Origin of the sequence: Candidatus Brachybacter algidus, from assembly GCF_016707225.1 — a bacterium.
GTDB classification, from domain to species: Bacteria; Bacteroidota; Bacteroidia; order Chitinophagales; family Saprospiraceae; genus Parvibacillus; species Parvibacillus algidus.
The window spans coordinates 1-23,359 of the sequence record NZ_JADJID010000014.1 but is presented as its reverse complement, the minus strand read 5'-3'; the positions used below and the strand labels follow the sequence as shown (position 1 = coordinate 23,359).

Genomic DNA, 23,359 nt, shown 5'->3' with positions numbered 1-23,359 from the left:
AACAAGTTTGTTGAAGCTTTAGAAGACTTAAATACAAACGGGTTTCTATTGAATAGCGATACAGAAACAAAGGATTGGATATGCTCCAACTTTTCAGTTTAAGAAAAAGGACATCCCGAACCTCAACCATTTAATGCAAGTTCAGTATGGGATAACTTAAACAAGGGTAAGGTGAAATCCAACTAAGAAAGAACGTATTTGTATTTCTGATTGGCTGCCCTACAAAAGCCCTCCTTCTTTACAATTGAAACGTGAAGCAGAAAAAGAAAAATTATAAATATTCTATACAATTCAAACGTACCCTATAAAGTAAATGGGTATTGATTGGGGTATTTGATATTTTTGTCTTTGTGGTAGTTAAAAAATTAAAACCATCATAAAATGATAATCGTACAATTCAGACAGCGAGCAACTAAGTAAATTAATACAAAGTTCAATTCGCACGGTTTTGAAAGAAACCCAACCTAATACAGATGAACCCACCGACCAACAGGAACGTCTTTTAACCATTCAGGAAGCAGCCGAATTTTTGAGCCTTACAGTTCCCACAATGTACTCAAAGGTATCAAAAGGCGAATTACCTGTCATGAAGCGAAGCAAACGCCTGTACTTTTCCCGTACTGAATTACTGGGATACCTTAAAGACGGGCGTAAAAAGTCAAACGCTGAAATTGAGCAGGAAGCCAAAGCGTATTTGTTGAACAATAAAAAAGGGCTGAACAATGGAAAGTAACCAACTGAACAGCCCTAAAGTCTTTTCGCATAAAGGACAAGGCAAAAGTACGCATTTTCAAGCACAAATGAAAAGGGTATTGCAGCCCTTTACAGGCAGCCCAAAACTATGTTAATGGTTTCTATTGAAACAGGCATTTTGAGGGCTAATATTTGCCGTTACGTTGCTGATTGGGAAAAAGAAAACCGTATTTGTATAGTACGGAAGGCATTTGCCCAATTTCAAAACACCGTGCGGTTTTACACCACCAACCCTGAATTGTTACCGGCTATTGTTGAACCCAAATACTGTTAATCTATGATCCTGAACCCGTATTTGATGACCTCAACAATCCCGCCTACTATCTTAAACCACGTTGAGGAAATAAAAGCAAAAACGAAGCAACCCCACACGCTAAAATATTACACCAACTTATTGAAGAGTTTGAAGCTGTTCCGACTGAAAAGTTGGAACCACTGAAAAAGTAAGAACAGAAGCCAGGCAAAGGATATTCAAAAGCAGTTAGATAAACTAAAACTAAACACTTATTTGGTTTTATCAATTGAAAAACGCCTTGCAATTTGCAGAAAAAGACCGTTGGGGCTTATGCAAAAACCACGATTTTATTTACCTATACAACGGTACTTTTGGGCTGAAATTGTCAAAGAAACATTCCAAAAATTTTAGCGAAGCAGCCGAACAAATGGGCGTTGCTAAGTTTTCAGCAAGGTTTTACCAATTTAGGGGACAGCTATTTAAACAATTCCTTGCTAACGGCATATTTACCCATACCTGAAAGCAATAAAGAAACGGTACTGATTAAACTTACAAAACGGCACTTTTGAAATAAGCCCACAGGGCACGAAATTAAGACCGTTTGACCGTTCTGACTTCATTACATACCAACTACCATTTGAATACAACCCACAGGCAAAAGCACCATTATTTGAAGCGTATTTAAACAAGGTATTACCAGACAAAGAACGTCAAAGAGCGTTAGCCGAATATTTGGGCTATATATTTATTAAACACGGAAGCAATGCACTAAAAGAGGAAAAAGCCTTAATACTGTACGGTACTGGAGCAAATGGTAAAAGTGTATTTTGAAGTTGTGAACGCCTTATTAGGAAGTGAGAATGTAAGCAGCTATTCATTGCAAAGCCTTACAAATGATAACGGGTATTTTCGTTAAGTTGGCTAATAAGCTGGTAAATTATGCAAGTGAAACAAATGGAAATTTTGAAACTTCAATTTTCAAACAGTTGGTTTCAGGAGAACCCGTGAAGCTCGTTTACCTTATGGGCAACCATTTATTTTAAATAGTATGCAAAATTGATTTTCAATGTAACGAATTACTAAAAAAGACGTCGAACATACAAACGCCTATTTTAGACGATTTTTAATCATCCCTTTTGATGCATAATTACACCATAGGAACAGGATAAAACGTTAGATACAAGGATTATCGAAAAGAACTTTCAGGCGTTTTTAATTGGGTATTGGAAGGCTTAACAGATTATTAAACAAAAAGTTTTCAGATTGTAGCGCTCAAAGGCCGCGAGCAATACAAAACCGAAAGCAATAGTGTTCAGATTTTTTTGAATGAAAATGAATATCAAAGCAGCCCAACAAATATCAGGTTATCAAAGACCTGTACCCGGAATATAGAGCCTTTTGTATTGATGACGGAATGACACCTTTTAAAAAGACCAATTTCATAAAACAGTTACGGGCTTTGAGTTTGGTTGTAGATAGGGTTTCACAAAACCAATTAGCGGTATTTATTGAAGCACCGGGACTAAGTATTTAACGCAAATAAAAGGTTTTTTCAATGAGTAACTTTAACAAATTAGTAACTCAACTCCACCACCATTTTGTTAGAAAAAGGCAGCAAAAACATTTTGCCCGATTGTAGTAAAAAGACGTTTGTTCGTTACGTTGATATGGAAACAGGAGACTATTTACCTGAACAGTATGGACGTTGCGACCGTGAAAGTAATGGTTCGTTTAATTTTAAACCCTTATTCAGATGATTATGTAAAGCAAATTTGAATAGAACAAGTGCAAAAGTTGATTTTAACCAACAACTTGGAAGCCTCATATTGAAACACCGTCAAAACAACAGCCCCCACCTGAACCTGTAATTTTTGACTACAGGCATTTCAAACGAACATTACAGCTCGAACGATATGAAAAAACACGTTTGTTAAAATTTATTTGACATGGTACATTTTCGGTTGATGAGGTACAAACGTTATTTCATATGCTTTCGGTGACGGTAGCAAATGGTTACAGAGCAGGGGCAATTTACTTTCCTTTATCGACATAAAGGCATTCGGAGCCGTTCAGGTTAAGCAGTTCGACCGAACGTGAACCATACTACAGGTACCGACTTTTACATTCAATTATTGAAAACACCACACCCGAAACATATGCCGTTGCGTGAATGGCTGGAAGCAACACATAAAGCAGGATAAACGAATTTTCCTGTTTATTTGGCGAATACCACTTTAGTAAATATGCCAAGAATCTCTGTTGCATTGGAGTTGAAGCCCCTAAAACAGCTGTTTACGGTACATTGTATTTTGGTTTGCCTGGAAACACCTGAAAGCCTTCTTTGGTTGGCAATGTACAACAAAAGCAGTTTTTCATTTGACAAGCTAGAAAGTATTAAAAGGGCGTTTGTGTATGTATTTCCCGACCTTTCAAAAATACGGCACTTACCTTCAAAAAGAATGAAACCAAAGCCAAAGGAATACGAAGCCGTTTACCTGGAACACGTTTTATATTTTCAGCGGACTTACTGGAGCAAAGAAGCACCTGAACGGGATAAAAGCGAAGGCAACATTGCAGACTATTTAATAAGACAGGATTGGCGACTATTCAGAAAAGGCATTCCCTGGAACAACCACCACCCAGCCTAACCCAAAAAGGCTAAGGTTACTAAAGTTCCTCACCAACAAAAAACTTTATTTTTCCTCGTTACACACATTATTACCAAAAGAAGAGGCATTCAAAACCAGAACAAATTGAACACCCTATAAATGAACAACTCCAAACCTGGAGCAATGATGTTGCCAAGAACTGGAAAAATACTTTTCAGGGAATTAATTTACCTAAAGAACCAATTTTTTAAGTCCTGGAGTTACAATTTTTAGAGTAGATACTTTTATGCAAAGCCATTTAGACACGTTAAAAGCAAATGAGGGTAACAAATATTTCTTACCTCATTTAAACAGATTACAGGATCTTAAAAGCATTATAGATAAACTAAGTTAATCTATAACAGTTTGAGGTCTGTAAGGATATTTATCTTTTTTCACGTCCGTTATTAAAAATTTAAAATAGTAATCGTGCTTAATCCCGTCTATCTCAATAGGTAGAAAAATTCCAACTGTTTTACCTTTTTGCGCTAAGTATTTTATCCACATTTTCTTTAGATCCATATCCCAAACAGGCAAAAAATAATCTAAAGTCCAACCTCCGGCAGAATATTTTGAACCGCTACTAAAACCTATATTTTATAGGGTAGCAAAGCATCGTTTAAGAATGCTTTAGGGGTATTATAGTGGGTACTTGAGTTTGTTCCGCATTTATGTATTTCGTTTCACCATGAGCAGCTGTATTGCTTCATTGAAAATAACAAATGAAGACTCATCCCAAATTACAGTTAAAGCCTTATCTATTAAATTTTCAATTTTAAAATTTATCATTTTTGTTTGAACATCAAAAGTTGCAAAAATTGAATTGTCTTCATATTCGTTTTTATTTCCGGTTGAGTTTTGCAATTCATAACTATAAATGTACTTAGTGCCATTAACAGAACATGATGACAGGACAACGGATAAAGTTAATGAGTATAAAAAAAGTTTCATGGTTTCAGATTTTGGATTTTGTTAAAAAGATTAGCTAAATTATACAAAGTCTGGAATAATGCTTATAAAATTAAGTATATTGCTTTTTCCCAAAGATTTAGGTCAATGCAACGAAAATGATTTTTGAAAATACTTTGCAATTAAGCTTATCTAAATTGAAAGAATGGGGATTTCTACATAGAGGGACAGTCAAAACTTCAATACTGACTTGGAGGCTGAATGGTGAAATAACAGGAAGCATTAAATTAAGGGCTGATAACCTATCTAATAATTGCCATATCGAAATGGAATATAAAATAGATAGTATAGATAGAAAACAAACCGTTTTTATTGTTTTAAAAGAATCTAACCTTAAGAAAAGGTCAATTATGTATTTTAAGTGTTCTATTAGTGGCAAACTATGCCTGGAAACTTTATTTAATAAACGGTTACTTTGTGCACCGTGAAGCATTCTCTGGATGCATTATGAAAGTCAAGCTAAAAGTAAAACAAAACGTCTTTTCGATAAAACACTCAATCCCTTATAAAATTGATGACCTCTATGATAAATTGGAAAAAAAATTTCAAAAAACGTATTCAGGAAAAAACCGACTAAAAAGTATTTGAAACTAACCCAACGTATTGAACAAATTGAAAAGATGTTAATAGCATAAGTAATCGGTAAAGAATTATCACGTGATCGGGTGATAAGGTGATAAGAGCTAGCTTAACTTCGTGATGTTAATTTCATGCGATTATTGACAGTTAATATTTCAATTAAATAAAGTTGCTTTCGGGAATCATTCTAATTTCATATTTCTAACTTCTAATTTTGTAAACTAATCAGTGTCATCAGTGCAATCAATTAAATCCCTGCCTCTGTTGTCAGGCAAGCGTGGTTCATACAAATGTGTATTCGGCAATTGCGAACAGATTGTGTCCCTGTTTATTCTACTTTTTATTGCTTAAAAAGGCATCACCACCGACTAGATCATCGGCGAGTTCTTGAATAGTTTTGTTCTCAAATAAACAGATTAATTCGTGTTTTATAGTTTTGTATTCGTGATGCATTGGACATGGATTTAGTCCTGAGCATTGTTTGAGGCCCAATACACATTTATCCAGCATCCCACTTTCTCCCATGGCTTTTAATACTGCCCTTACCGGTAATTTCTTTGCACTTTCTGTTATATAGAATCCACCATTAGGACCGCGCATTGAACTGATGACACAATTGTTTTTGGTAAGTGATTGCATGATCTTAGCCGTAAAGGATTTTGGCGAATCAATAGCTTCTGCAATCATTTCTATCACCAATTTGTTATCTAATGAACTTTTTTGGGCTATAAAAATTGTGGCCCTTAAGGCATACTCTGTTGCTTTTGAAAACATAAGATATTTAAACGATTTTTATTAAGCATTATTTTACGATACTCAAGATATGGAAGTAAATGCGCAATGGTGAATTGCTCTCAGAAGCTCAAATATAATGATTTGGTTTAATAATGGAAAAGATAAAAATAATGGGTAACTTTTATATTATAAACCAAATTATCAAAAGCGAAAGTCCGCAATATATTGGAAATCAATCCTAAATCTATCTAAATGAAGAATAACTATAAATATGAATGACTTAAGTTTCGGTAGTATAATTTTTCTTTTGAAGATTTTTTTTAAATTTTAATAAAATGTTAAAAGGTAGATTTTAGATGGCTTTCCATCAATCAAATTGATATTTTTTCTATTAAACCTTTTAAAGAAAAAATATGAATCAATTGACTAAGGTCCATCTAACATCTAATCCCGCAGCTGCGGGACCATCTACCTTTGTTTCTTAACTGCCGAAACTTGAGTGAATGATTAAAGTGTTTATTACTTTTCACACCATTCAGCATATGAATCTTTAGTTTCATATAACTTTAGGTGAGTTAGCCTTATATGTTCAGGAAGGTGCTCTTTTATCAAATTCCTTATGAAGATTATCAGATTCTCAGCAGTTGGTTCTGCTTCAAAGATGACCAGGTTTTCCGCAGCGGAAATAGTTTTATTATTATTCAGGAAGTCTTGAGATAAAAGTAAATGATGATCCATCTTATTTACTATCAGTTCTGTAACTAGTTTTTTAATATCCTTAAAATCGATCAAAAGGCCCGGTGCAGGAATATAATTTGTATCCTCTTCATCAGAGCATACGGATACATGAAGTTCATAAGAATGGCCATGTATGTCTTTACATGCCCCCGAATAGCCATATATAGCATGAGCCATTTCGAAGTGAAATATTTTAGAAAGTGATAACATTTTCTGTATTGTGTTAGTTGATATTAATCGATCGCAAAAATACCAGAATTTATATCTTCAGCAACTGCTTGTTTTAGAAATTTTTTTTTAAACTGACAGACCACCTGATTTTTAATTAAAGGGAATAAAATAAAGTAAAATCCCGTTATTAAAGACATTCCCGACACAAAAAACACGATAAAATATGGCCTCAATTGTAGCATCATCGTTCCAAAAGCCATCTTTCCATCACCCATTTGCCATCTTGCTTTTAGCACTCCTGCTATGATCAAACTGATCCAAAAAATCAAAAGCGAAACATTGGTTGTGTAAAAGCCACGATTTACCCATTTGATACTTTTCGTCATTGGCACACAACTATCTTTCAAAATATCAAATGCAATGGCCAGCAAAAGAAAACTATTGATGCCTATTGTAGCACCCATCGTATGCGCTACAGTAATATGAGTGCCGTGTGTATATACATTTATGGCCGGAATAGACATCGCTATGGCGAGAATCAATGTTAGAAAGATCCAAATATCGGCAGCCATTAGGAAACGGTATGCTGTATGATGATAAAGTTTGCGAGCTTCACTTACAGATGATTTCCATTGCCAGATGATCCTTCCTAAAATAAACAACTCCGTCATGCTTACTGCATAACTAATATATTTTACAAATGAATGGGTTGGCAAGGTGTAAATGTGATGACCCCAGTTAAACATTAAGTTAAATAATCCTGTAAAATAAAGGATGAAAGCAATTGGTGCATGACTGTATTTTTTACTGCCACTGATTTTTTCCATTAGAAAGATGCTACTCCCATAGATCAACATATTCCAGGAGCCAACCATAGAGCCATAGGACTTCCATTGCAATGTCATATCATTTACGATGTTGTTCCTGAAATATGGGAATATCCACAGATATGATTCCATAAAAGTGAAGAGAAAAAAGAATAATCCGGTTAGCCACATCCACACATAGACAGGCAGATTATTCAGGCTGCCAACTGACTTTATAAAATTAAAGATAAAAAGTATCCACCCAATGACTATAGGTAGCGCAAGTAGAGGATGAAATTCCCAGTATTCTCTTCCGCCAAATATACCCAAACAGTAGGACATAAGGATTGCAAGAACTGAAATAATAAAAATGGCGAACTGAACTTTAAGTAATAACGGTGAGAAAATATTTTTACCTGTATACTGCTTTAAATAGGTCAATACGGAACTTATAGCAGCGAAGATGATCCAGAACACCACGGATGAAACATGCAATGGCCTTACTTTCTCGAAAGATAGATACTGTTTTAAAAAATTCGGTGCCAGATATTGCAAGGATCCGGTTAGGCCGAATAGCATACCAATAGCTAACAGTATAAGCCCTGTCAGAATAAATAATTTTGATGTGGTGAGTTTATTATTGGTCAATGGTTCCATCATAGTTAAGTGTAAAAGTTCTGGGGTCTGACTTGCCTGAAGCATCTATATCTTTTAAAAAAGCCAGGAGCGAATTGGATTCTGATTGGGATAGATGAAAGACCGGCATGGCACCCGTCCCAGTGGTTAGAAAAGTCTTGATGTATTCTTCACCTCTTTTTGAATATACATTAGTAAGATCCGGTCCCAAGTAGCCTCCTAGGCCATATATCTGATGACAGGCATTACAATTGTAATCCTGCCATATCAATTTGCCTGCATCTTCTTGTTGCTTTGAGGGCTTGTATTTTACCGGCATCACCGTATAAAGGAAGCCCGAATAACTTAAGAAAGCTCCTGATAAAAATAACAGAACAATTTTTTTGATTACGCTGGTAGTCATATGAAACAATATTCAAATAATTAAAGACAAAGTTATCTTTTATTATTATCTTCGCACAATTATTTTATTCACTTTGATATCAATTAATGGAAATAAATCTCTAGATAGCCAAGAAATATTGATTTGGAATGAATTCTTATGAATAGGCAAAATATACCTTTTACAATTCAGTATAAATAAGTAATTATGAACAAGACAATTGTAGATTTTTTAAATAATCAGACATGCGCTACTATTTCTTGCATTAGCGACAATGCTCAACCCTATAGTTTTATTTGTTTTTATGTATTTGATGCTGAAGACGGGTTGCTTTATTTTAAATCATCCCCTGCAACAGATCACATTAAGTTTTTGGAAAGAAATCCTATTGTTTCCGGCACCATTTTACCTGATAAACTGAATAAGCTTGTCGTCAAAGGAGTCCAGTTTAATGGTATATTTTTAAATGTAACGGACCCTCTGTCACTAAATGCCGATAGAAAATACTATAAAGGAGTGCCCATGGCAATGGCGATGAAAGGAAATGTTTTTACCATAAAGATCAACAGTATTAAAATGATGGATAGCAGTAGGGTTTTTGGGTCAAAAATTCTTTGGGAGAGAGATCTGCCTTTCAGCGAAACAGTTTAAATAAACAATAATTATAATCTTAATCAAATATAAAAAAATGAAAAAAGTAAAAGCATTATTTATTATGATTGTCTTGTTCTTGACAACTTCATCTGTCTACTCTCAGGAGGCAAAATGGCAACAAATGGAAGATTTTCATGCAGTCATGAGTGTGACATTTCACCCTGCCGAGGATGATAATCTGCAACCTTTGAAAGAAAAATCCGGTGATCTGCTCAAAACCGCTACTGCATGGCAAAAAGGTCCCGTACCACAAGGATATAATTCAGCCGTAACTAAACCAATATTAAAGCGATTAGTGAAGCAATGCAATATTATCAACAAGGCTGTGACTGCAGGTAAATCCGATGTTGAATTGAAAAAGTTGATCACCGAAGGACATGACATCTTTCATGAGATAAAAGAAAAGTGTAGTAACATGGGTCATTAAATGACACTTGTTTTCTAAAAGCCTATTTCGTTATTTCCCTATTTAAGTTCGAATTTTTCTAAATTTTTTTGATGGTCCCATATCAAGTATGGGATCATCTTTTTTTAATTCTCAACTAATAGATATCGGGTTGATATTTTTAAAGATTAACAATCAAGCAAATATTTTCATGAATAATTCTCCGTTACATACATTTCATATACCGGTAATGGGCCTTGCCTACACAGTCGACAGCCCGATAAAAGTTGCCCAATATGGTATTGCGTCAGTTATCTCTATTGTAGAAAACAGGCTAATAGAAATGATGCGAAAGCATTATTATCCATCAGTCGACAGGCCATACTTTCCCATAAATACTCATGAGGAAGATTTTCGAGCAAAACGCATTACCGATTACCTGAACCTGGTTCATGAAATTGTAACTGCTCAGGTAGAGAAAATGAAACAAGCTGCATTTGAAACAGGATCAGAAATTGTAAAATATTTTGAGATGCTGCCGGATGATAGTGTTTTAAAACAATTCTATCTAAAAATGATCGACACTCCCATCCTGACGGAGAAAGAAAAAATGCAAACGTATTTGCGCAGTCAGATAATACCAGGGAGTATCGATGTGAATATCATGACAAAAACAGACCGGGAAAATTATAATAAAGCAGGAGAACTAGTCGAAGATGGATCAGATGCTGTTGCTGCTTTAAGAGGCTATGCAAATAGCTGCTTGGAAAATTCTTCAGTTATTTTTTCAGCGGGTACTAATCTCCGCCTTTACAATTATATCGATCAATGCAAAGGATTTCAAATTGATGAAGATGGATTATTTACAAAAAAAGTAGTTATTAAAGTGAGTGACTACCGCTCAGCGCTTATTCAGGGAAAATACCTGGCTAAAAAGGGCATCTGGGTAAGTGAGTTCAGAATTGAGTCCGGCTTGAATTGTGGCGGACACGCTTTCGCTACGGACGGATACTTACTAGGTCCAATTTTGGAAGAATTCAAAGCTAAAAGGCAGGAATTAACAAATAGCCTTTTTGAAATTTTCAGTAAAACAAATGCTCAGAAGCACGACATATATTTAGAACATCCGCCAGCAATAACTTTCTCAGTACAAGGTGGAATAGGCACGCATGATGAAGACGAATTGCTTCATAGTTATTTTAAGATGGATAGCACCGGCTGGGGTTCTCCGTTTCTGTTAGTGCCTGAAGCCACTACAGTAGATGAGGAAACACTTGAATTATTATGTGTTGCAAAAAAAGAAGATGTTGTGCTCAGCCGAGTATCACCTTTGGGTGTGAGGTTCCACTATCTTAAAGGCACAAGTGCTGAAAAGGAAAAGTTGGATCGCATCGCAAAGGGAAGGCCCGGAAGTCCTTGTACAGAAAAGCACCTGGCTTTTAATACTGAATTTACTGAGCAACCTATCTGCACAGCATCCCGACAATATCAAAAACTTAAAATCGATCATCTGCAATCACTTAATCTACCTGAGATGGTTTACGAAAAACAATTAGGCGAGGTGTTGGATAAGGAGTGTTTGTGTATCGGACTCAGCAATGCTGCGGCTATAAATCACTCTGAAACTTTGATTAAAAATTTAAATGCAGTAACTATTTGTCCCGGTCCGAACATTGTGAATTTTTCTAAAGTTGTTTCGCTCCAAACAATGGTTGACCATATCTACGGACGTAAAGATATACTGTGCAATGTCACGCGATCAAACATGTTTATAAGTGAATTGCATTTATATATTAATTATTTAAAGGAAAAATTGGAAGAAGGAATTGGTGAAGAAGTATTGGACAAACAGAAAAAATATTTGACCGGTTTTTTTGATAATTTACTCAAAGGAATAGCTTATTATCGTCAACTTTCTGCCGAAAATAATATCGAACAATCATTTAATGAAGAATTAAGTAGCGCAGAATTAGAGCTAAGATTGTTGATTTTTGAATATCCATTACTAAGTGAATAAAAGCCGGATAAAAAATGATTCTCCGGCTTTTATTTATTGCAATTATTAATTTATAGTTTCTCAAATTTCGCTTGGAAAAAACGTAGATATTGAGGTTCGTAAACCATCTTCAATCCTTTTATGTTTTTTCGATTTTCATACACTCTTGCTACAGATTCGGCGATCACATCCATATGTGCCTGCGTGTATACTCGACGCGGAATTGTAAAGCGTACCAATTCTAATTTTGGATAGTAATTTTCGCCATTAGCTTTTCTTCCTGCTGAAACAATACCTCTTTCCATGGTGCGCACACCTGAATCCTGATATATCTCTGCGGCCAATGTTTGTGCCGGATAAGTATCTTGTGAAAGATGTGGTAAAAACTTTTTTGCATCAACAAAAATCCCGTGACCACCAATTGGTTTTACAATAGGAATATCGTATTCCATCATTTTATTACCCAGATAAATTACCTGACCTACTCTAGCGTGCATATGATCATCGCAAACGCTTTCACCGATACCAATAGCCATGGCTTCCATATCCCTACCGGCTAAACCTCCATATGTGTGCAATCCTTCATATACCACCACCATATTTCGAGCTTCTTCGAATATGTCCCATTCATTAAGTGCCAAAAATCCTCCGATGTTAACCAGTGCATCTTTTTTTGCGCTCATAGTCGCACCATCGGTATAGGAATTTATTTCTTTTACAATTTCTTTGATCGATTTCGTGTCGTAACCTACTTCTTTTTGCTTAATGAAATAAGCATTCTCTGCGACACGGGTCATATCGTGAATGATGCGGATATTATGTTTTTGAGTGTATTCTCTCAGTTCCCTTAAGTTTTTCATGCTAATGGGTTGCCCACCGGCCATATTGACACTGGTAGCAATGCTCACATAAGGAATTTTTTCTGCACCATATTTTTTAACCAAAAGCTCCAGCTTATTCAGATCTACATTTCCCTTAAATTCGAATTCATTTTCAGGATCATGTGCCTCATCAATTATGATATCTTCGAATCTTCCTCCAGCCAATTCTTGATGTAATCTTGTGGTAGTAAAATACATATTGCCTGGAACGATATCTCCCTTTTTAATCAAGATCTTCGAAAGGATATTTTCGGCTCCTCTACCCTGGTGGGTTGGTATTAAATATTTATAACCATATACATCTCTAACTACCTCTTCCAGGTGATAATAGTTTTTACTTCCGGCATATGCTTCATCGCCCAACATGATACCGGCCCACTGTCTGTCGCTCATAGCCGAAGTGCCGCTATCTGTCAACAAGTCAATATATACATCATCTGATTTTAACAAAAAGGTATTGTACCCTGCTTCCGACAATGCTTCTTTCCGTTGAGCAGGAGTTGTCATTTTCAACAGCTCTACCATTTTTATTTTATATGGTTCTGCCCAGCTACTTTTTATACTTTTCATTTAAATATATTTATTGAATAGGTTTTAATTTTGCTGTAAAGTGTCTTAGCGTGGGTGCTTCTTCCGTGATTTGTAATCCTTTGATAGATGCCTTGTTTTTATACACTTCGATAATCACTTCAGCTACATAATCAATATGGCTTTGTGTGTAAACTCGTCTAGGTATGGCCAATCTTACTAATTCCATTCGGGAAGGAATCAAATTTTTGTTCTCATCATATTTACCAAACATAAGCGAACCAATCTCTACAGATCTTATCCCACCTTCGAGAAATAAAGCACCAGCCAATGCCTGTGCGGGGTATTGAGAAGGCGGAATATGAGGTAGCATTTCCTTAGCGTCTAAATATACGGCATGTCCTCCGGCGGGTTGCATTACCGGCACTCCGGCTTCGATTAATTTTGCAGTGAGGTATTCTATACTTCTGATTCGGTATTGTAGATAATTTTCGTCAAGTACTTCCTCGAGGCCTATTGCTATCGCTTCTAAATCTCGTCCTGCGAGACCTCCATAAGTTGGAAATCCTTCTGTAATGATCAGTAGATTGCGACACTGCAGCGCCAAATCTTCATCATGCATAGCAAGAAAACCACCGATGTTAGCGAAAGCATCTTTTTTCGCACTCATAGTACATCCTTCTGCATAAGAAAAAAGTTCATGAGCTATTTCTTTGACCGTTTTATCGGCATAGCCTTCTTCCCGTTGTTTGATGAACCAACTATTTTCTGCAAATCGACAGGCATCTATAAAAAGTGGAATGTTGTTTTCTTTGCAAATATTTTTTACGGTTCTGATATTTTCCATACTCACCGGTTGCCCTCCACCGGAATTATTAGTAACAGTAATGATGCAGAGGGGAATATTTTCGGCACCTTTTTCGGCAATGAATGCTTTGAGAGCCTCCGTATCCATATTGCCTTTGAAGGGTGCGGGCACAGAGGGGAGTTTTCCTTCAGCACAAAGAAGATCGACGCCTTCAGCTCCTGTCACTTCAATATTGGCGCGAGTCGTGTCAAAAAGAGTATTACTAACAAAGTATTTTCCTTTGCCTCCAAGCACGCTGAACAGAATCTTCTCAGCTGCTCTGCCCTGGTGCGTGGGGATAACCAATGGCATGCCGGTGATATCTTGAATGGTCTTTTCAAATCGGAAAAAACTTGGACTTCCTGCATAAGACTCGTCACCCTGCATGATGCCGGCCCATTGATTGCTACTCATGGCACTCGTGCCGCTGTCGGTAAGTAAATCAATTAAAACATCTTTGGAGTGAATGTGAAAAAGATTGAAAAAGGCTTTTTCAAGTATCTGTATTCTTTCTTCTTTGGTATTAAAATAAATGGGTTCGACAGATTTAATCCGGAACGGTTCAATAATAGTATACATACAATATATTAAGTAGTTAATGTCAAAATAGAACTTGTTTTATTCTAAATATGGTAGATGTTAGATGTTAGATGGTAGAAGGTAGATGGTATTTAGTTCCTTGATTCATATTCTTCTTAAATAGCAAGAATTCGACTATCGAAACTTAAGTTAATTAACAATTGGAATTAGCATTAAACTGGCAGTCTACTTCCTTCTATCGATACGCTTCAAACTTCAAAACGACCTCCTCTTTTTGCTTGATGCGGCGAAGTTACATAAATAAAAGTATTTAAATACTTTTATTATAAAAAAAGATGTACCTTTGCATTATAATTAATAATTAAAACCACAGCACATGAATGCGACTATAGAAAACATCCTTAATGTGACCTTGCTTGAACCAAGGCAAAAGCACCCAACTATCTTCGTTCGATTTGATGAATTAAATGAAGGTGAAAGTCTGATTATTCACAACGATCATGACCCGAAACCACTGTATTATCAATTAATCGGTGAGCGTGGAAATATATTTAGCTGGGAATACCTCGAGGAAGGACCTGAATGGTGGAAAGTAAAAATCTCAAAACGTAATTTAGGAGAAAAGGAGGAAACTCTCGGAGAGATTGCCGTTAAAGATTTGCGGAAAGCGGAAGTATTTAAAAAATACGGTATCGATTTCTGCTGTGGAGGCAAGAAAACAGTCAAAGAGGCATGCGCAGAAAAAGGATTGGATGTGACCAAGATTGAGCAAGAGTTAAAACTGGCTGACAAATCCCTTACTTCCAGACCAATTCCATATACAGAATGGTCCCTGGACTTCTTGTGTGACTATATTGTCAATACTCACCATAGCTATGTAAAGCAATCTCTACCAGATCTGGTAACCTATGCGACTAAGGTGGAAGGTGTTCACAGCCCACAACATCCGGAACTTCATAAGATCAAATCGCTGGTGGATGAGATAAATGCTGAACTAACAGCTCATATGATGAAGGAAGAAATAGTACTTTTTCCCTACATCAAGGAATTAGTTTCTGCTAAAAAGAATGAACAAGTTCTTCATGCATCACATTTTGGCACAGTACAAAACCCGATCAATATGATGGAAATGGAACATGAAATTGTTGGCAAAAATCTCGAAGAAATTAGAAGATTGTCGAACAATTATACACTTCCTGCGGATAGCTGTGCTTCCTATAGTTTGTTGTATAAAATGCTTGATGAATTTGAAAATGATTTGCACTTACATATCCATTTAGAGAACAATATTTTGTTTCCAAAAGCAGTGGAATTAGAGCAAAATTGATATCGAAATTTTTAAATATGGTTATGTTACAAATTATAGGAAACTTAACAAATCTTCATTAAGGTCGATTGAGGACTGCCTGCCTAAGCGGATGATTAAAGGGAGTTATTTAATTCCCTTTGCTTCCGTCCGCACTAAAGTTTCAAAAGTTTTTTCAAACAACACTTATTATTTCTAATTATTTAATTTACTGAAATGAAATACACGAATAAATTATTAAAAATTACAACATTATTCTTCTTGACTATAGGTATATTCCAGTCTTGTAATACGGCAGAGAAAAAAGAAGCCAAAGTTCAGTCAGAAGAGACTACAATTAATAATACTGTTGGTGGAAATGAAGCAGTTAATGGTCTAACACTCAACAATGGGGCAAAGTGGCAAGCAGATGCCAGCACGAATAAAAATGTATCAGCATTAAGTTCTATAGTCTCTGCATCACAACCTGTCACCTTAGAGGAGTATAAAAATACCGGCAAAACATTACAGGCAGGTATTGATGTGATGATCAGTGAATGTAGAATGCAAGGTCCTGATCATGATGCTTTACATCATTGGCTGGAACCATTAATGGAAGAAAATAAAAAACTTGAGAGTGCCACTTCATTAGAACAGGGCAAAGAATCATTCGATTTCGTAAATAACCAAATTAATATCTATTCTCAATATTTTGAATAATGAGTACGATCAATGCAAATACAAAAATTTCCACACTTCTAAAAGAAAACCCTGATGCACTTGAAGCCATCATCAGTATTTCGTCAAAGTTTAATAAATTAAGAAATCCACTTTTACGCAAGCTGATGGCATCCCGCACCTCCATTAATATGGCAAGTAAAGTGGGTGGTTGTTCCGTAAATGATTTCTTTAAGAAGCTGGAGCCTCTTGGGTTTACGATTGATAAGGATGCAGCTTTAGAAGATTCTGTAGAGCAGAAGCAAGTACCTTTTTTTGTACAGAACATTCATTCTGCAGATATAGTGGAGCTGGACGTTCGGACATTAATTGAATCTGGTAAGGATCCGCTTAATTTAATCATGAATTCAGTTAAGCAATTACAACCCGGACAAATATTAAAATTAATAAATAGTTTTGAACCCGTTCCTCTGATCATTTTATTAGAAAAGCAGGGCCTTGAATCATATTCTGAAACAATTAATGACGATCTGGTTTATACTTATTTCCATACTAATAAGGCAACTCAGTTTGTAGAACCTGATACAGATAAAGCAAGCGAAGGCTGGGATGAAATGCTATTAAAATATACGGATAAAATGCAAACAATTGATGTCCGTCATATGGAGATGCCTCTTCCCATGCTTACTATTTTGGATGCCCTGGACAATCTGCCGGATGGCGAGGCACTGTATGTAGTTCACAAAAGAATTCCTGTTTTCTTATTGCCTGAATTAGCAGATAGAAAATTTGATTACCGCATTAAGGACGTTGCCGATGGCGAAGTATATCTTTTAATATTTAAAGCATAACATGTTTGATGCCGGGTCTATAAAAAACACTTCCTATAAAGTTGTATTGCCGTTTTACGTATATGCGGCATGTTCATTCTTAGTTGCTACCATTTTTTTACTCACATCGACAGAAGCTTTTAAAGGTCATTATTTTCATCCCCATATCCTGGCGATCACCCATACTATGGCACTTGGTTGGGGGACGATGATCATTTTAGGTGCAAGTCACCAGCTAGTACCGGTGCTGATAGAGTCAAAGCTTTACAGTAATATTTTGGCTTATATATCCTTTATCCTTGCCGCCATTGGAATACCCCTACTGGTATATGGATTCTATGTATTCGATATGCGCTGGCCAGCTCAGTGGGGCGGATGGTTGGTAGTCATGGCTATACTCGCTTATATGATTAACATAGCTGTGAGCATGGTAAAAAGTAAGCATGAAAGTGTCCATGCGGTATTTGTATTCACAGCGACTACCTGGTTGTGTTTTACCGCTATTTTGGGGCTTGCGCAGGTGTATAATTTTACAAGTATTTTATTGCCTGAGAGCTCTTTGCACTACTTAACGTTGCATGCTCATGCAGGTATTATAGGATGGTTTTTATTATTGATCATTGGCGTAGCTTCCAGATTGATCCCTATGTTTTTAATATCTAAATATAGCAATGTTCGATTGTTGTGGTGGATATATGCACTAATAAATGGGGCATTGCTGATATTCGTAATATTATTCCTTTATCCAGGAAGAGAAGCTTTATTATTTATTCCTGTGATAACTGTATTCATTGCAATAAGTCTATTTATTTATTATTGTTATTGGGCTTATAAAAAAAGGATAAGGAAGCAAGTAGATGAACAAGTAAAATTATCTTTGATTTCAGTAGTCATGTTGTTGCTTCCGGTACTGTTTTTAATTTTAGTAATTGTCACTTTAATTCTTACTTCCGGAGAACAATTGAATCTTATAATTTCTTATGGATTTATTATATTTTTTGGTTGGTTACAGCAATTATAATGGGCATGACATTTAAAACACTCCCATTTATTGTGTGGAATAAAGTTTATCATCATCTATCAGGGCTAGGCAAGACACCTAGTCCAAAAGACTTATTTAATAACCCTGTATTTAAAATTATGGCGATTGCGTATTTAGCCGGTTTTATAATATTTACTTTAGGGATTTTGTTTGGTAACAGCATTGTTTTGAAGTTGGGGGCAATCTTCCTATTGATTACAGCCGTTTTATATAACTGGAATGTACTGAAAGTATTAATGCATAAACCTATAAAACTATGAATATAATTACCAATAATACAGCCAAATGCTCGATGGGCCTCGATGCTCTTTTGGAAGTTTTGGATCCGGAAATAGGTCTGAATGTCGTAGACCTGGGTTTGATATATCAATTAGATTTTGATGATCTTGCTAAAAACGTATATTGCAGCATGACATTGACTACACAATTTTGTCCGATGGGTCAATCCATTACAAATGGTGTTAAGAATGCATTGCAAAATACATTTGCAGACTATACAATAGAAGTAGAATTAACGTTCGATCCGGCATGGAGTCATGAAATGATTTCGGAAGAAGGTCAAATCTTTTTAAATAAATAATTATGCTAAGCCTAACCTGTAAAACAGCTATTAAAGCAGTTATCTTCCTCGCCTCAAATTCAAATCCGAGCCAAATCCGGCATTATTGAAATAGCTGAATATATAGATGCAAGCGAGCACTCTGTGGAAAAATGCTACAAACACTTGTCAAAGAAAATGTCATCAACAGCTCCAAGGGGCCCAACGGTGGTTTTTACATTGATGCTGATCAGAAAAATCAACCCATCATTAATATTGTTTTTGCAATAGATGGTAAAGATGTATTTAATCAATGCGGTCTGGGCCTGAGCGAATGTTCGGCTGATCACCCTTGTCCTATTCACGAAGACTATAAAGCGGTAAGAGACCTATTCAATAAAATGTGTCTGGACAAAAAGATTGCTGAACTATGTGATCCCGTGGATAGCGGAATGGCTTATTTGGTGGGGTGATTAGTGATCGGGTGATAAGGTGATCGGGTGATAAGGTGATCGTGTAATAAGAGTAAGCAGCACTTCTTTTATTAATTTCAGGCGATTATCGAACAATAGGAACCCCAAAATAAAGTCGCTTCCGGTAATCATTCTAATTTCATATTTCTAACTTCTAATTTTATAGTAGAATCAGTGAAATCCGAGCAATCCCTAAAATCCGTGATTCAGAAAAATAGGTGATTGGGTGATTGGGTGATCGGTAATAAGAGTAAGCAGCACTTCTTTTTATTAATTTCATGCGATTATCGAACAATAGAAACCCCAAAATAAAGTCGCTTCCGGTAATCATTCTAATTTCATATTTCTAACTTCTAATTTTATAGTAGAATCAGTGAAATCCTTTAATTCCCCGCATTTGTTGGTAGGCAAGCGTGGTTCAGAAAAATTAATAATCGGGTGATCGGGTGATCGGGTAATAAGAGTAAGCAGCACTTCTTTTTATTAATTTCAGGCGATTATCGAACTATAAGAACCTGAAAATAAAGTCACTTACGGTAATCATTCTAATTTCAAATTTCTAACTTCTAATTTTAGAAAGCAATCAGTGAAATCCTTTAATTCCCCGCATTTGTTGGCAGGCAAGCGTGGTTCAGAAAAATTAATAATCGGGTGATCGGGTGATCGGGTGATCGGTAATAAGAGTAAGCAGCACTTCTTTTTATTAATTTCAGGCGATTATCGAACAATAGGAACCCCAAAATAAAGTCGCTTCCGGTAATCATTCTAATTTCATATTTCTAACTTCTAATTTTATAGTAGAATCAGTGAAATCCGAGCAATCCCTAAAATCCGTGATCCAGAAAAATTGATGATTGGGTGATTGGGTGATTGGGTGATGGCGAGCTGACGGAATAGCTTACATTTTAATTGTTCTCGCAATTATCATTGAAATACAATTAGCCCCGTATTCATTCTGACTAATCGTTTAACTTTATAAAATCTAACATTTTTATATAAATTTACGAGATAGAAAAAATAATTAAGGTTACCGAAAGTTGAATTAAAAAGGTTCTTTCGGGATTACTTTTTGATTAAAAGATCATTAAGAACATAATTTGGAAATTCCACACATAAATAGAACTGCTGGGCTACTTGCATTTGGAGTAATGGCTGTTATTCTGATGCTGGCTGTCTACTTCACGCATGCCAGAATGCTTTTTGTAGATGCACCTTTCATACTAACCAACATTCTAAACGAAAGTCATCCGATGATTATGGAACATCGCTATGGTTCTATAATTACTCAATTGTGGCCATGGCTCGGCTCCTTAATAGGAATGTCACTCGAGAGCTTAATGTACATCTATAATGCGTCATTCAATGTATTTTATCTGGCAGTTTGCGCATTGTTGGTATTCAAATTTAAAGAATATGCACTTGCTGTCGTCATGGCTTTGTATTATACACTGATGGTCAGTGATGCCTTTTATTGGACCAATAATGAAATACACCAGGCAGTTGGTTGGATGTTCCTTTGGCTAGGATTATATAAGTATCAAAAAAGTAGAGAGACTCCTTTAATGTTTCGTTTAATCAGTTTCGGAATAATTGGAGCTCTGGCTGTTTTGACACATCCGTTGATGATCATTGTGGTAGCTTTTGTATGGGTTTATTACCTGCTCGAGGAAAGACCACCTATAAAAGACCAAAAATTAACTATACTGTTTTCGGCCATTGTGATGATGGCCATCACTGCTCGAGTATTGCTTAGTGTCTTCGGTGGGTGGTATGACGCCGGCAAAATATCGGTGATTGGAGAAAGTGGAATGGCTAATGTATTTGGTTTTGGAAAAGCCACTATTTGGTGAATTAATGAGGTTGTATGTCACTCGATATTGGTTGGCTTTAATTGTTTTATTGCAGCAGTTGGAATTACAATTTATGAAAAAAAATATCTGATCACAACACTAATTTTATTATTTTTTGGAATTTATAATGCATTGTTTCTGACCGTATTTGATTCATTTATTCCGTTTTATTCTGAGAGTGAATTGATGCCACTGACTATTATTTTTGGAATTCCATTGATGCATTCCATTGGCAAATATTTAAATGAACAAAGATTATTAATTGTGTTGGGTGGAATATTTGCAATAAGTTTATTTAATATTTTTAATGCCGGAGCGGTTTACAATAATCGGGTTGAGGCAACAAAAGCCAGACTCAATGAAATGAAGTCCAACAATATTACCAAACTCATTTTGACAGAAACGGAGGCACTGAAAAAACCTATGTAATGTATTGGGGGCTTCCTGTAGAAAGTTTATTTGCCTCCATTATTTCAGGTGATCCTGTTCAAAGGACTTTTATAATTGTATCTGCAAAGGATACCGCAGTTAAATCGAAAACTATGCCCAATGTGTGGTTAGATTGTTTTAAGGAGAAGCCAATTCAGGAGATGAATGGGAGTTATTTCAATGTAGATTCTACTTCGGAATATAATATCAAATAAAAATATAGTTATTATCGCATTTATGCCAAGAAAATGGGTCTCTCGATTTTGACTTTATTTTAAACAGTTTTTTATTTTGACTTCTTTGTTATTTTATATTTAGTGCACAAAGAATTTTGACTGGTGTCAAATACTACTCCGATCAAGCCGTATCTAAAATTGGTAAGCAACAATAATTTGCCGTGTTGAATTGTGTCAGCGGATCGAAGGATTAAATATGATAGGACTTCAGTCCCTGGTTCATTAGGCTTTCTTTTTTTAAGGTTAATTGAAACATGTAGGAACATAGGGTACATAGGTTTTTGCTAGTTTAGTGTTTTTGAAGGATGCACTAGATTTACTGACTCTAAAGTCTTCTCCCATCCGGCTAAAGCCAAATACTGTCTTTTTCAAGCCACACTTCATGTAAGCACTACTATAATCAACTTCTTTCCATTTTGAATTATCTAAATGTAAGGATTCAATCCAGTGCGAGATTCACGTCCGTTGGTTAAACCAACGGCAAGCTATCTCGTGAAATGATCCTAATTTGCCGTTGGATTCAGTACACGGATCCAAGGATAACTATGAAGAGGACTTTAGTCCCCGGATTTTTACTCGGAAATGACATTCAGTGTGATAATATAAATCAATTCTGAAATCTTCATTAATCTCGACCAATACTCCTGAGTTTTAACTCTGGCTAACCAATAATAATGATTTATTCTTTGATTAATTTGCCGGGCTGAGTAGTTATTCGATGTTTGCAAGCTGTGGAAATAAATACCACTAACTAAGCCATCAAGATTTATGCTAGTGTTGGCAGATACTTGACTATTGAATAGTCTTTTTCCATTGATCCATGAAATGCCGAAATTGTATTAAGGAATTACCAAATTTTCCTTTAATCGTGGATCTCATTGCTGAATGGGTTGGGAAATATATCAAACGGATTCCTTTGTGAAAAGTTCATCTACTGCGCCTCCTCCTTGAAGACAATCATTTAGGTCCGGAAAATATTTGAAAACCGGAACTTCATTTTCGTATTTTTCAACGTTAATAAAGCTAAACAACTGTTCATTTGTCAGATACATCAGAGAGGTATCTGCCCAACGCCCTCGATAAATGTAATCTTTTGACGATAAAGCCACCGCCAAAATTGTTACAGAATGTTATTACTTTTCTTCCATTCCAAGTAGTTACCGAATCTAGCTAAATAGCAAGATCCCCCTCCAGTGCATTAAAGAACTGAGAACTCATGTCAAAAGTATCGCCTACATTCAAATCTAACCATTATGAGTCTTTTCTTCGCTATCATTTCGCCCATAAAACCAGGCTTTGACCCCAAAGAATCCTCTCATTAATCCTACCAAATCCCTAATTGAATTATAAAAGTATACTTTTATAGGTTAAATTATTCACAACACTATCTCCTTCGAGCCTAAGTTCTACTCCTCCGTAAGCATCAAACACTTCCATCGTTATTTTAAATAAGTGGATGGGTCCCTATAAATAGGTTGATATTGGGGTTACAGATTAACTGTAAAAAGTAAAAAA

26 protein-coding genes and 1 pseudogene are annotated in these 23,359 nt (G+C 35.8%); 18 read left to right on the top strand and 9 right to left on the bottom strand.

The annotated features are described in order from the left end of the window. The first annotated feature begins 448 nt into the window (after nt 1-448). From IPI15_RS19710 to IPI15_RS20195, 5 genes and pseudogenes are all read left to right on the top strand, one after another. Entirely contained in the window at nt 449-733 is a 285-nt protein-coding gene (locus IPI15_RS19710) for a helix-turn-helix domain-containing protein (protein ID WP_287421884.1), read from the top strand. An 825-nt stretch (nt 734-1,558) separates the two neighbouring features. After that, on the top strand, nt 1,559-1,819 hold the full coding sequence (locus IPI15_RS20100; protein WP_353845344.1) for a hypothetical protein: 261 nt from the start codon (nt 1,559-1,561) through the stop codon (nt 1,817-1,819). 767 nt (nt 1,820-2,586) lie between these two features. Continuing rightward, nucleotides 2,587-2,745: a PG0870-related protein gene (locus IPI15_RS20095; protein ID WP_353845343.1), complete on the top strand. Its 159-nt coding sequence runs from the start codon at nt 2,587-2,589 to the stop codon at nt 2,743-2,745. 486 nt (nt 2,746-3,231) lie between these two features. Further along, complete coding sequence (locus tag IPI15_RS19705) at nt 3,232-3,636, top strand: hypothetical protein (RefSeq protein ID WP_287421883.1); 405 nt, start codon at nt 3,232-3,234, stop codon at nt 3,634-3,636. Between the two features lie 220 nt (nt 3,637-3,856). Next, a pseudogene (locus IPI15_RS20195) lies at nt 3,857-3,991 on the top strand (DUF6965 family protein); the annotation flags it as partial. A gap of 314 nt (nt 3,992-4,305) precedes the next feature. Here IPI15_RS20195 and IPI15_RS19700 read toward each other — a convergent pair. The 5 genes from IPI15_RS19700 to IPI15_RS19680 form a co-directional block, all read right to left on the bottom strand. Continuing rightward, nucleotides 4,306-4,587, bottom strand: coding sequence for a hypothetical protein (locus tag IPI15_RS19700; protein WP_287421882.1), 282 nt, complete (start codon nt 4,585-4,587; stop codon nt 4,306-4,308). A 930-nt stretch (nt 4,588-5,517) separates the two neighbouring features. Continuing rightward, a complete protein-coding gene (locus IPI15_RS19695) occupies nt 5,518-5,958 on the bottom strand; it encodes an RrF2 family transcriptional regulator (protein ID WP_287421881.1) in 441 nt (146 codons plus the stop codon). Between the two features lie 480 nt (nt 5,959-6,438). Next, a complete protein-coding gene (locus IPI15_RS19690) occupies nt 6,439-6,867 on the bottom strand; it encodes a 6-pyruvoyl trahydropterin synthase family protein (RefSeq protein WP_287421880.1) in 429 nt (142 codons plus the stop codon). A 23-nt stretch (nt 6,868-6,890) separates the two neighbouring features. After that, entirely contained in the window at nt 6,891-8,336 is a 1,446-nt protein-coding gene (locus IPI15_RS19685) for a cbb3-type cytochrome c oxidase subunit I (protein ID WP_287421879.1), read from the bottom strand. Further along, nucleotides 8,272-8,673, bottom strand: a complete 402-nt coding sequence (locus IPI15_RS19680) for a c-type cytochrome (RefSeq protein WP_287421878.1) — start codon at nt 8,671-8,673, stop codon at nt 8,272-8,274. The genes IPI15_RS19685 and IPI15_RS19680 overlap by 65 nt, the downstream gene beginning before the upstream one ends. A 186-nt stretch (nt 8,674-8,859) precedes the next feature. On the opposite strand from IPI15_RS19680, the gene IPI15_RS19675 reads away from it, so the two are divergent. The 3 genes from IPI15_RS19675 to IPI15_RS19665 all read left to right on the top strand — a co-directional run bounded on the left by IPI15_RS19675 (nt 8,860) and on the right by IPI15_RS19665 (nt 11,708). Continuing rightward, nucleotides 8,860-9,303: a PNPOx family protein gene (locus IPI15_RS19675; protein WP_287404923.1), complete on the top strand. Its 444-nt coding sequence runs from the start codon at nt 8,860-8,862 to the stop codon at nt 9,301-9,303. 37 nt (nt 9,304-9,340) lie between these two features. Then, nucleotides 9,341-9,733 (top strand): hypothetical protein, encoded by a 393-nt coding sequence (locus tag IPI15_RS19670; RefSeq protein WP_287421877.1) that lies wholly within the window; start codon nt 9,341-9,343, stop codon nt 9,731-9,733. Between the two features lie 169 nt (nt 9,734-9,902). Further along, on the top strand, nt 9,903-11,708 hold the full coding sequence (locus IPI15_RS19665) for a hypothetical protein (protein WP_287421876.1): 1,806 nt from the start codon (nt 9,903-9,905) through the stop codon (nt 11,706-11,708). A gap of 50 nt (nt 11,709-11,758) precedes the next feature. Here the strand turns inward: IPI15_RS19665 and IPI15_RS19660 are convergent, their stop codons facing one another. Next, entirely contained in the window at nt 11,759-13,138 is a 1,380-nt protein-coding gene (locus IPI15_RS19660; RefSeq protein WP_287404928.1) for a tyrosine phenol-lyase, read from the bottom strand. A gap of 10 nt (nt 13,139-13,148) precedes the next feature. Continuing rightward, nucleotides 13,149-14,522 (bottom strand): tryptophanase, encoded by a 1,374-nt coding sequence (locus IPI15_RS19655; protein ID WP_287421875.1) that lies wholly within the window; start codon nt 14,520-14,522, stop codon nt 13,149-13,151. A gap of 337 nt (nt 14,523-14,859) precedes the next feature. Between IPI15_RS19655 and ric the strand changes: the two genes are divergently transcribed. From ric to IPI15_RS19605, 10 genes are all read left to right on the top strand, one after another. After that, entirely contained in the window at nt 14,860-15,810 is a 951-nt protein-coding gene (ric, locus tag IPI15_RS19650) for an iron-sulfur cluster repair di-iron protein (RefSeq protein ID WP_287404931.1), read from the top strand. A gap of 195 nt (nt 15,811-16,005) precedes the next feature. Then, on the top strand, nt 16,006-16,488 hold the full coding sequence (locus IPI15_RS19645; protein ID WP_287404932.1) for a hypothetical protein: 483 nt from the start codon (nt 16,006-16,008) through the stop codon (nt 16,486-16,488). Continuing rightward, nucleotides 16,488-17,297: a DUF2249 domain-containing protein gene (locus tag IPI15_RS19640; protein WP_287421874.1), complete on the top strand. Its 810-nt coding sequence runs from the start codon at nt 16,488-16,490 to the stop codon at nt 17,295-17,297. The genes IPI15_RS19645 and IPI15_RS19640 overlap by 1 nt, the downstream gene beginning before the upstream one ends. A 1-nt stretch (nt 17,298) precedes the next feature. Beyond that, nucleotides 17,299-18,297, top strand: coding sequence for a hypothetical protein (locus tag IPI15_RS19635; RefSeq protein ID WP_287421873.1), 999 nt, complete (start codon nt 17,299-17,301; stop codon nt 18,295-18,297). A 5-nt stretch (nt 18,298-18,302) separates the two neighbouring features. Then, complete coding sequence (locus IPI15_RS19630) at nt 18,303-18,578, top strand: hypothetical protein (RefSeq protein WP_287421872.1); 276 nt, start codon at nt 18,303-18,305, stop codon at nt 18,576-18,578. Then, a complete protein-coding gene (locus tag IPI15_RS19625) occupies nt 18,575-18,898 on the top strand; it encodes a metal-sulfur cluster assembly factor (RefSeq protein ID WP_287404935.1) in 324 nt (107 codons plus the stop codon). The genes IPI15_RS19630 and IPI15_RS19625 overlap by 4 nt, the downstream gene beginning before the upstream one ends. A gap of 131 nt (nt 18,899-19,029) precedes the next feature. Continuing rightward, complete coding sequence (locus IPI15_RS19620) at nt 19,030-19,329, top strand: RrF2 family transcriptional regulator (protein WP_287421871.1); 300 nt, start codon at nt 19,030-19,032, stop codon at nt 19,327-19,329. Between the two features lie 1,097 nt (nt 19,330-20,426). Further along, nucleotides 20,427-21,179: a hypothetical protein gene (locus IPI15_RS19615; RefSeq protein ID WP_287421870.1), complete on the top strand. Its 753-nt coding sequence runs from the start codon at nt 20,427-20,429 to the stop codon at nt 21,177-21,179. Nucleotides 21,180-21,206: 27 nt separating this feature from the next. Beyond that, nucleotides 21,207-21,608 carry a hypothetical protein gene (locus IPI15_RS19610; RefSeq protein ID WP_287421869.1) on the top strand — a complete coding sequence of 134 codons (402 nt, stop codon included), beginning with the start codon at nt 21,207-21,209 and terminating at the stop codon, nt 21,606-21,608. Then, complete coding sequence (locus tag IPI15_RS19605) at nt 21,608-21,823, top strand: hypothetical protein (protein WP_287421868.1); 216 nt, start codon at nt 21,608-21,610, stop codon at nt 21,821-21,823. Before IPI15_RS19610 ends, IPI15_RS19605 begins: the two co-directional genes overlap by 1 nt. Before the next feature lie 593 nt (nt 21,824-22,416). Here the strand turns inward: IPI15_RS19605 and IPI15_RS20190 are convergent. Together IPI15_RS20190 and IPI15_RS19600 are read right to left on the bottom strand one after the other, a co-directional pair. After that, a complete protein-coding gene (locus IPI15_RS20190) occupies nt 22,417-22,662 on the bottom strand; it encodes a hypothetical protein (protein WP_502711659.1) in 246 nt (81 codons plus the stop codon). 84 nt (nt 22,663-22,746) lie between these two features. Then, nucleotides 22,747-22,953, bottom strand: a complete 207-nt coding sequence (locus IPI15_RS19600) for a hypothetical protein (protein ID WP_287421867.1) — start codon at nt 22,951-22,953, stop codon at nt 22,747-22,749. Between the last annotated feature and the right edge of the window lie 406 nt (nt 22,954-23,359).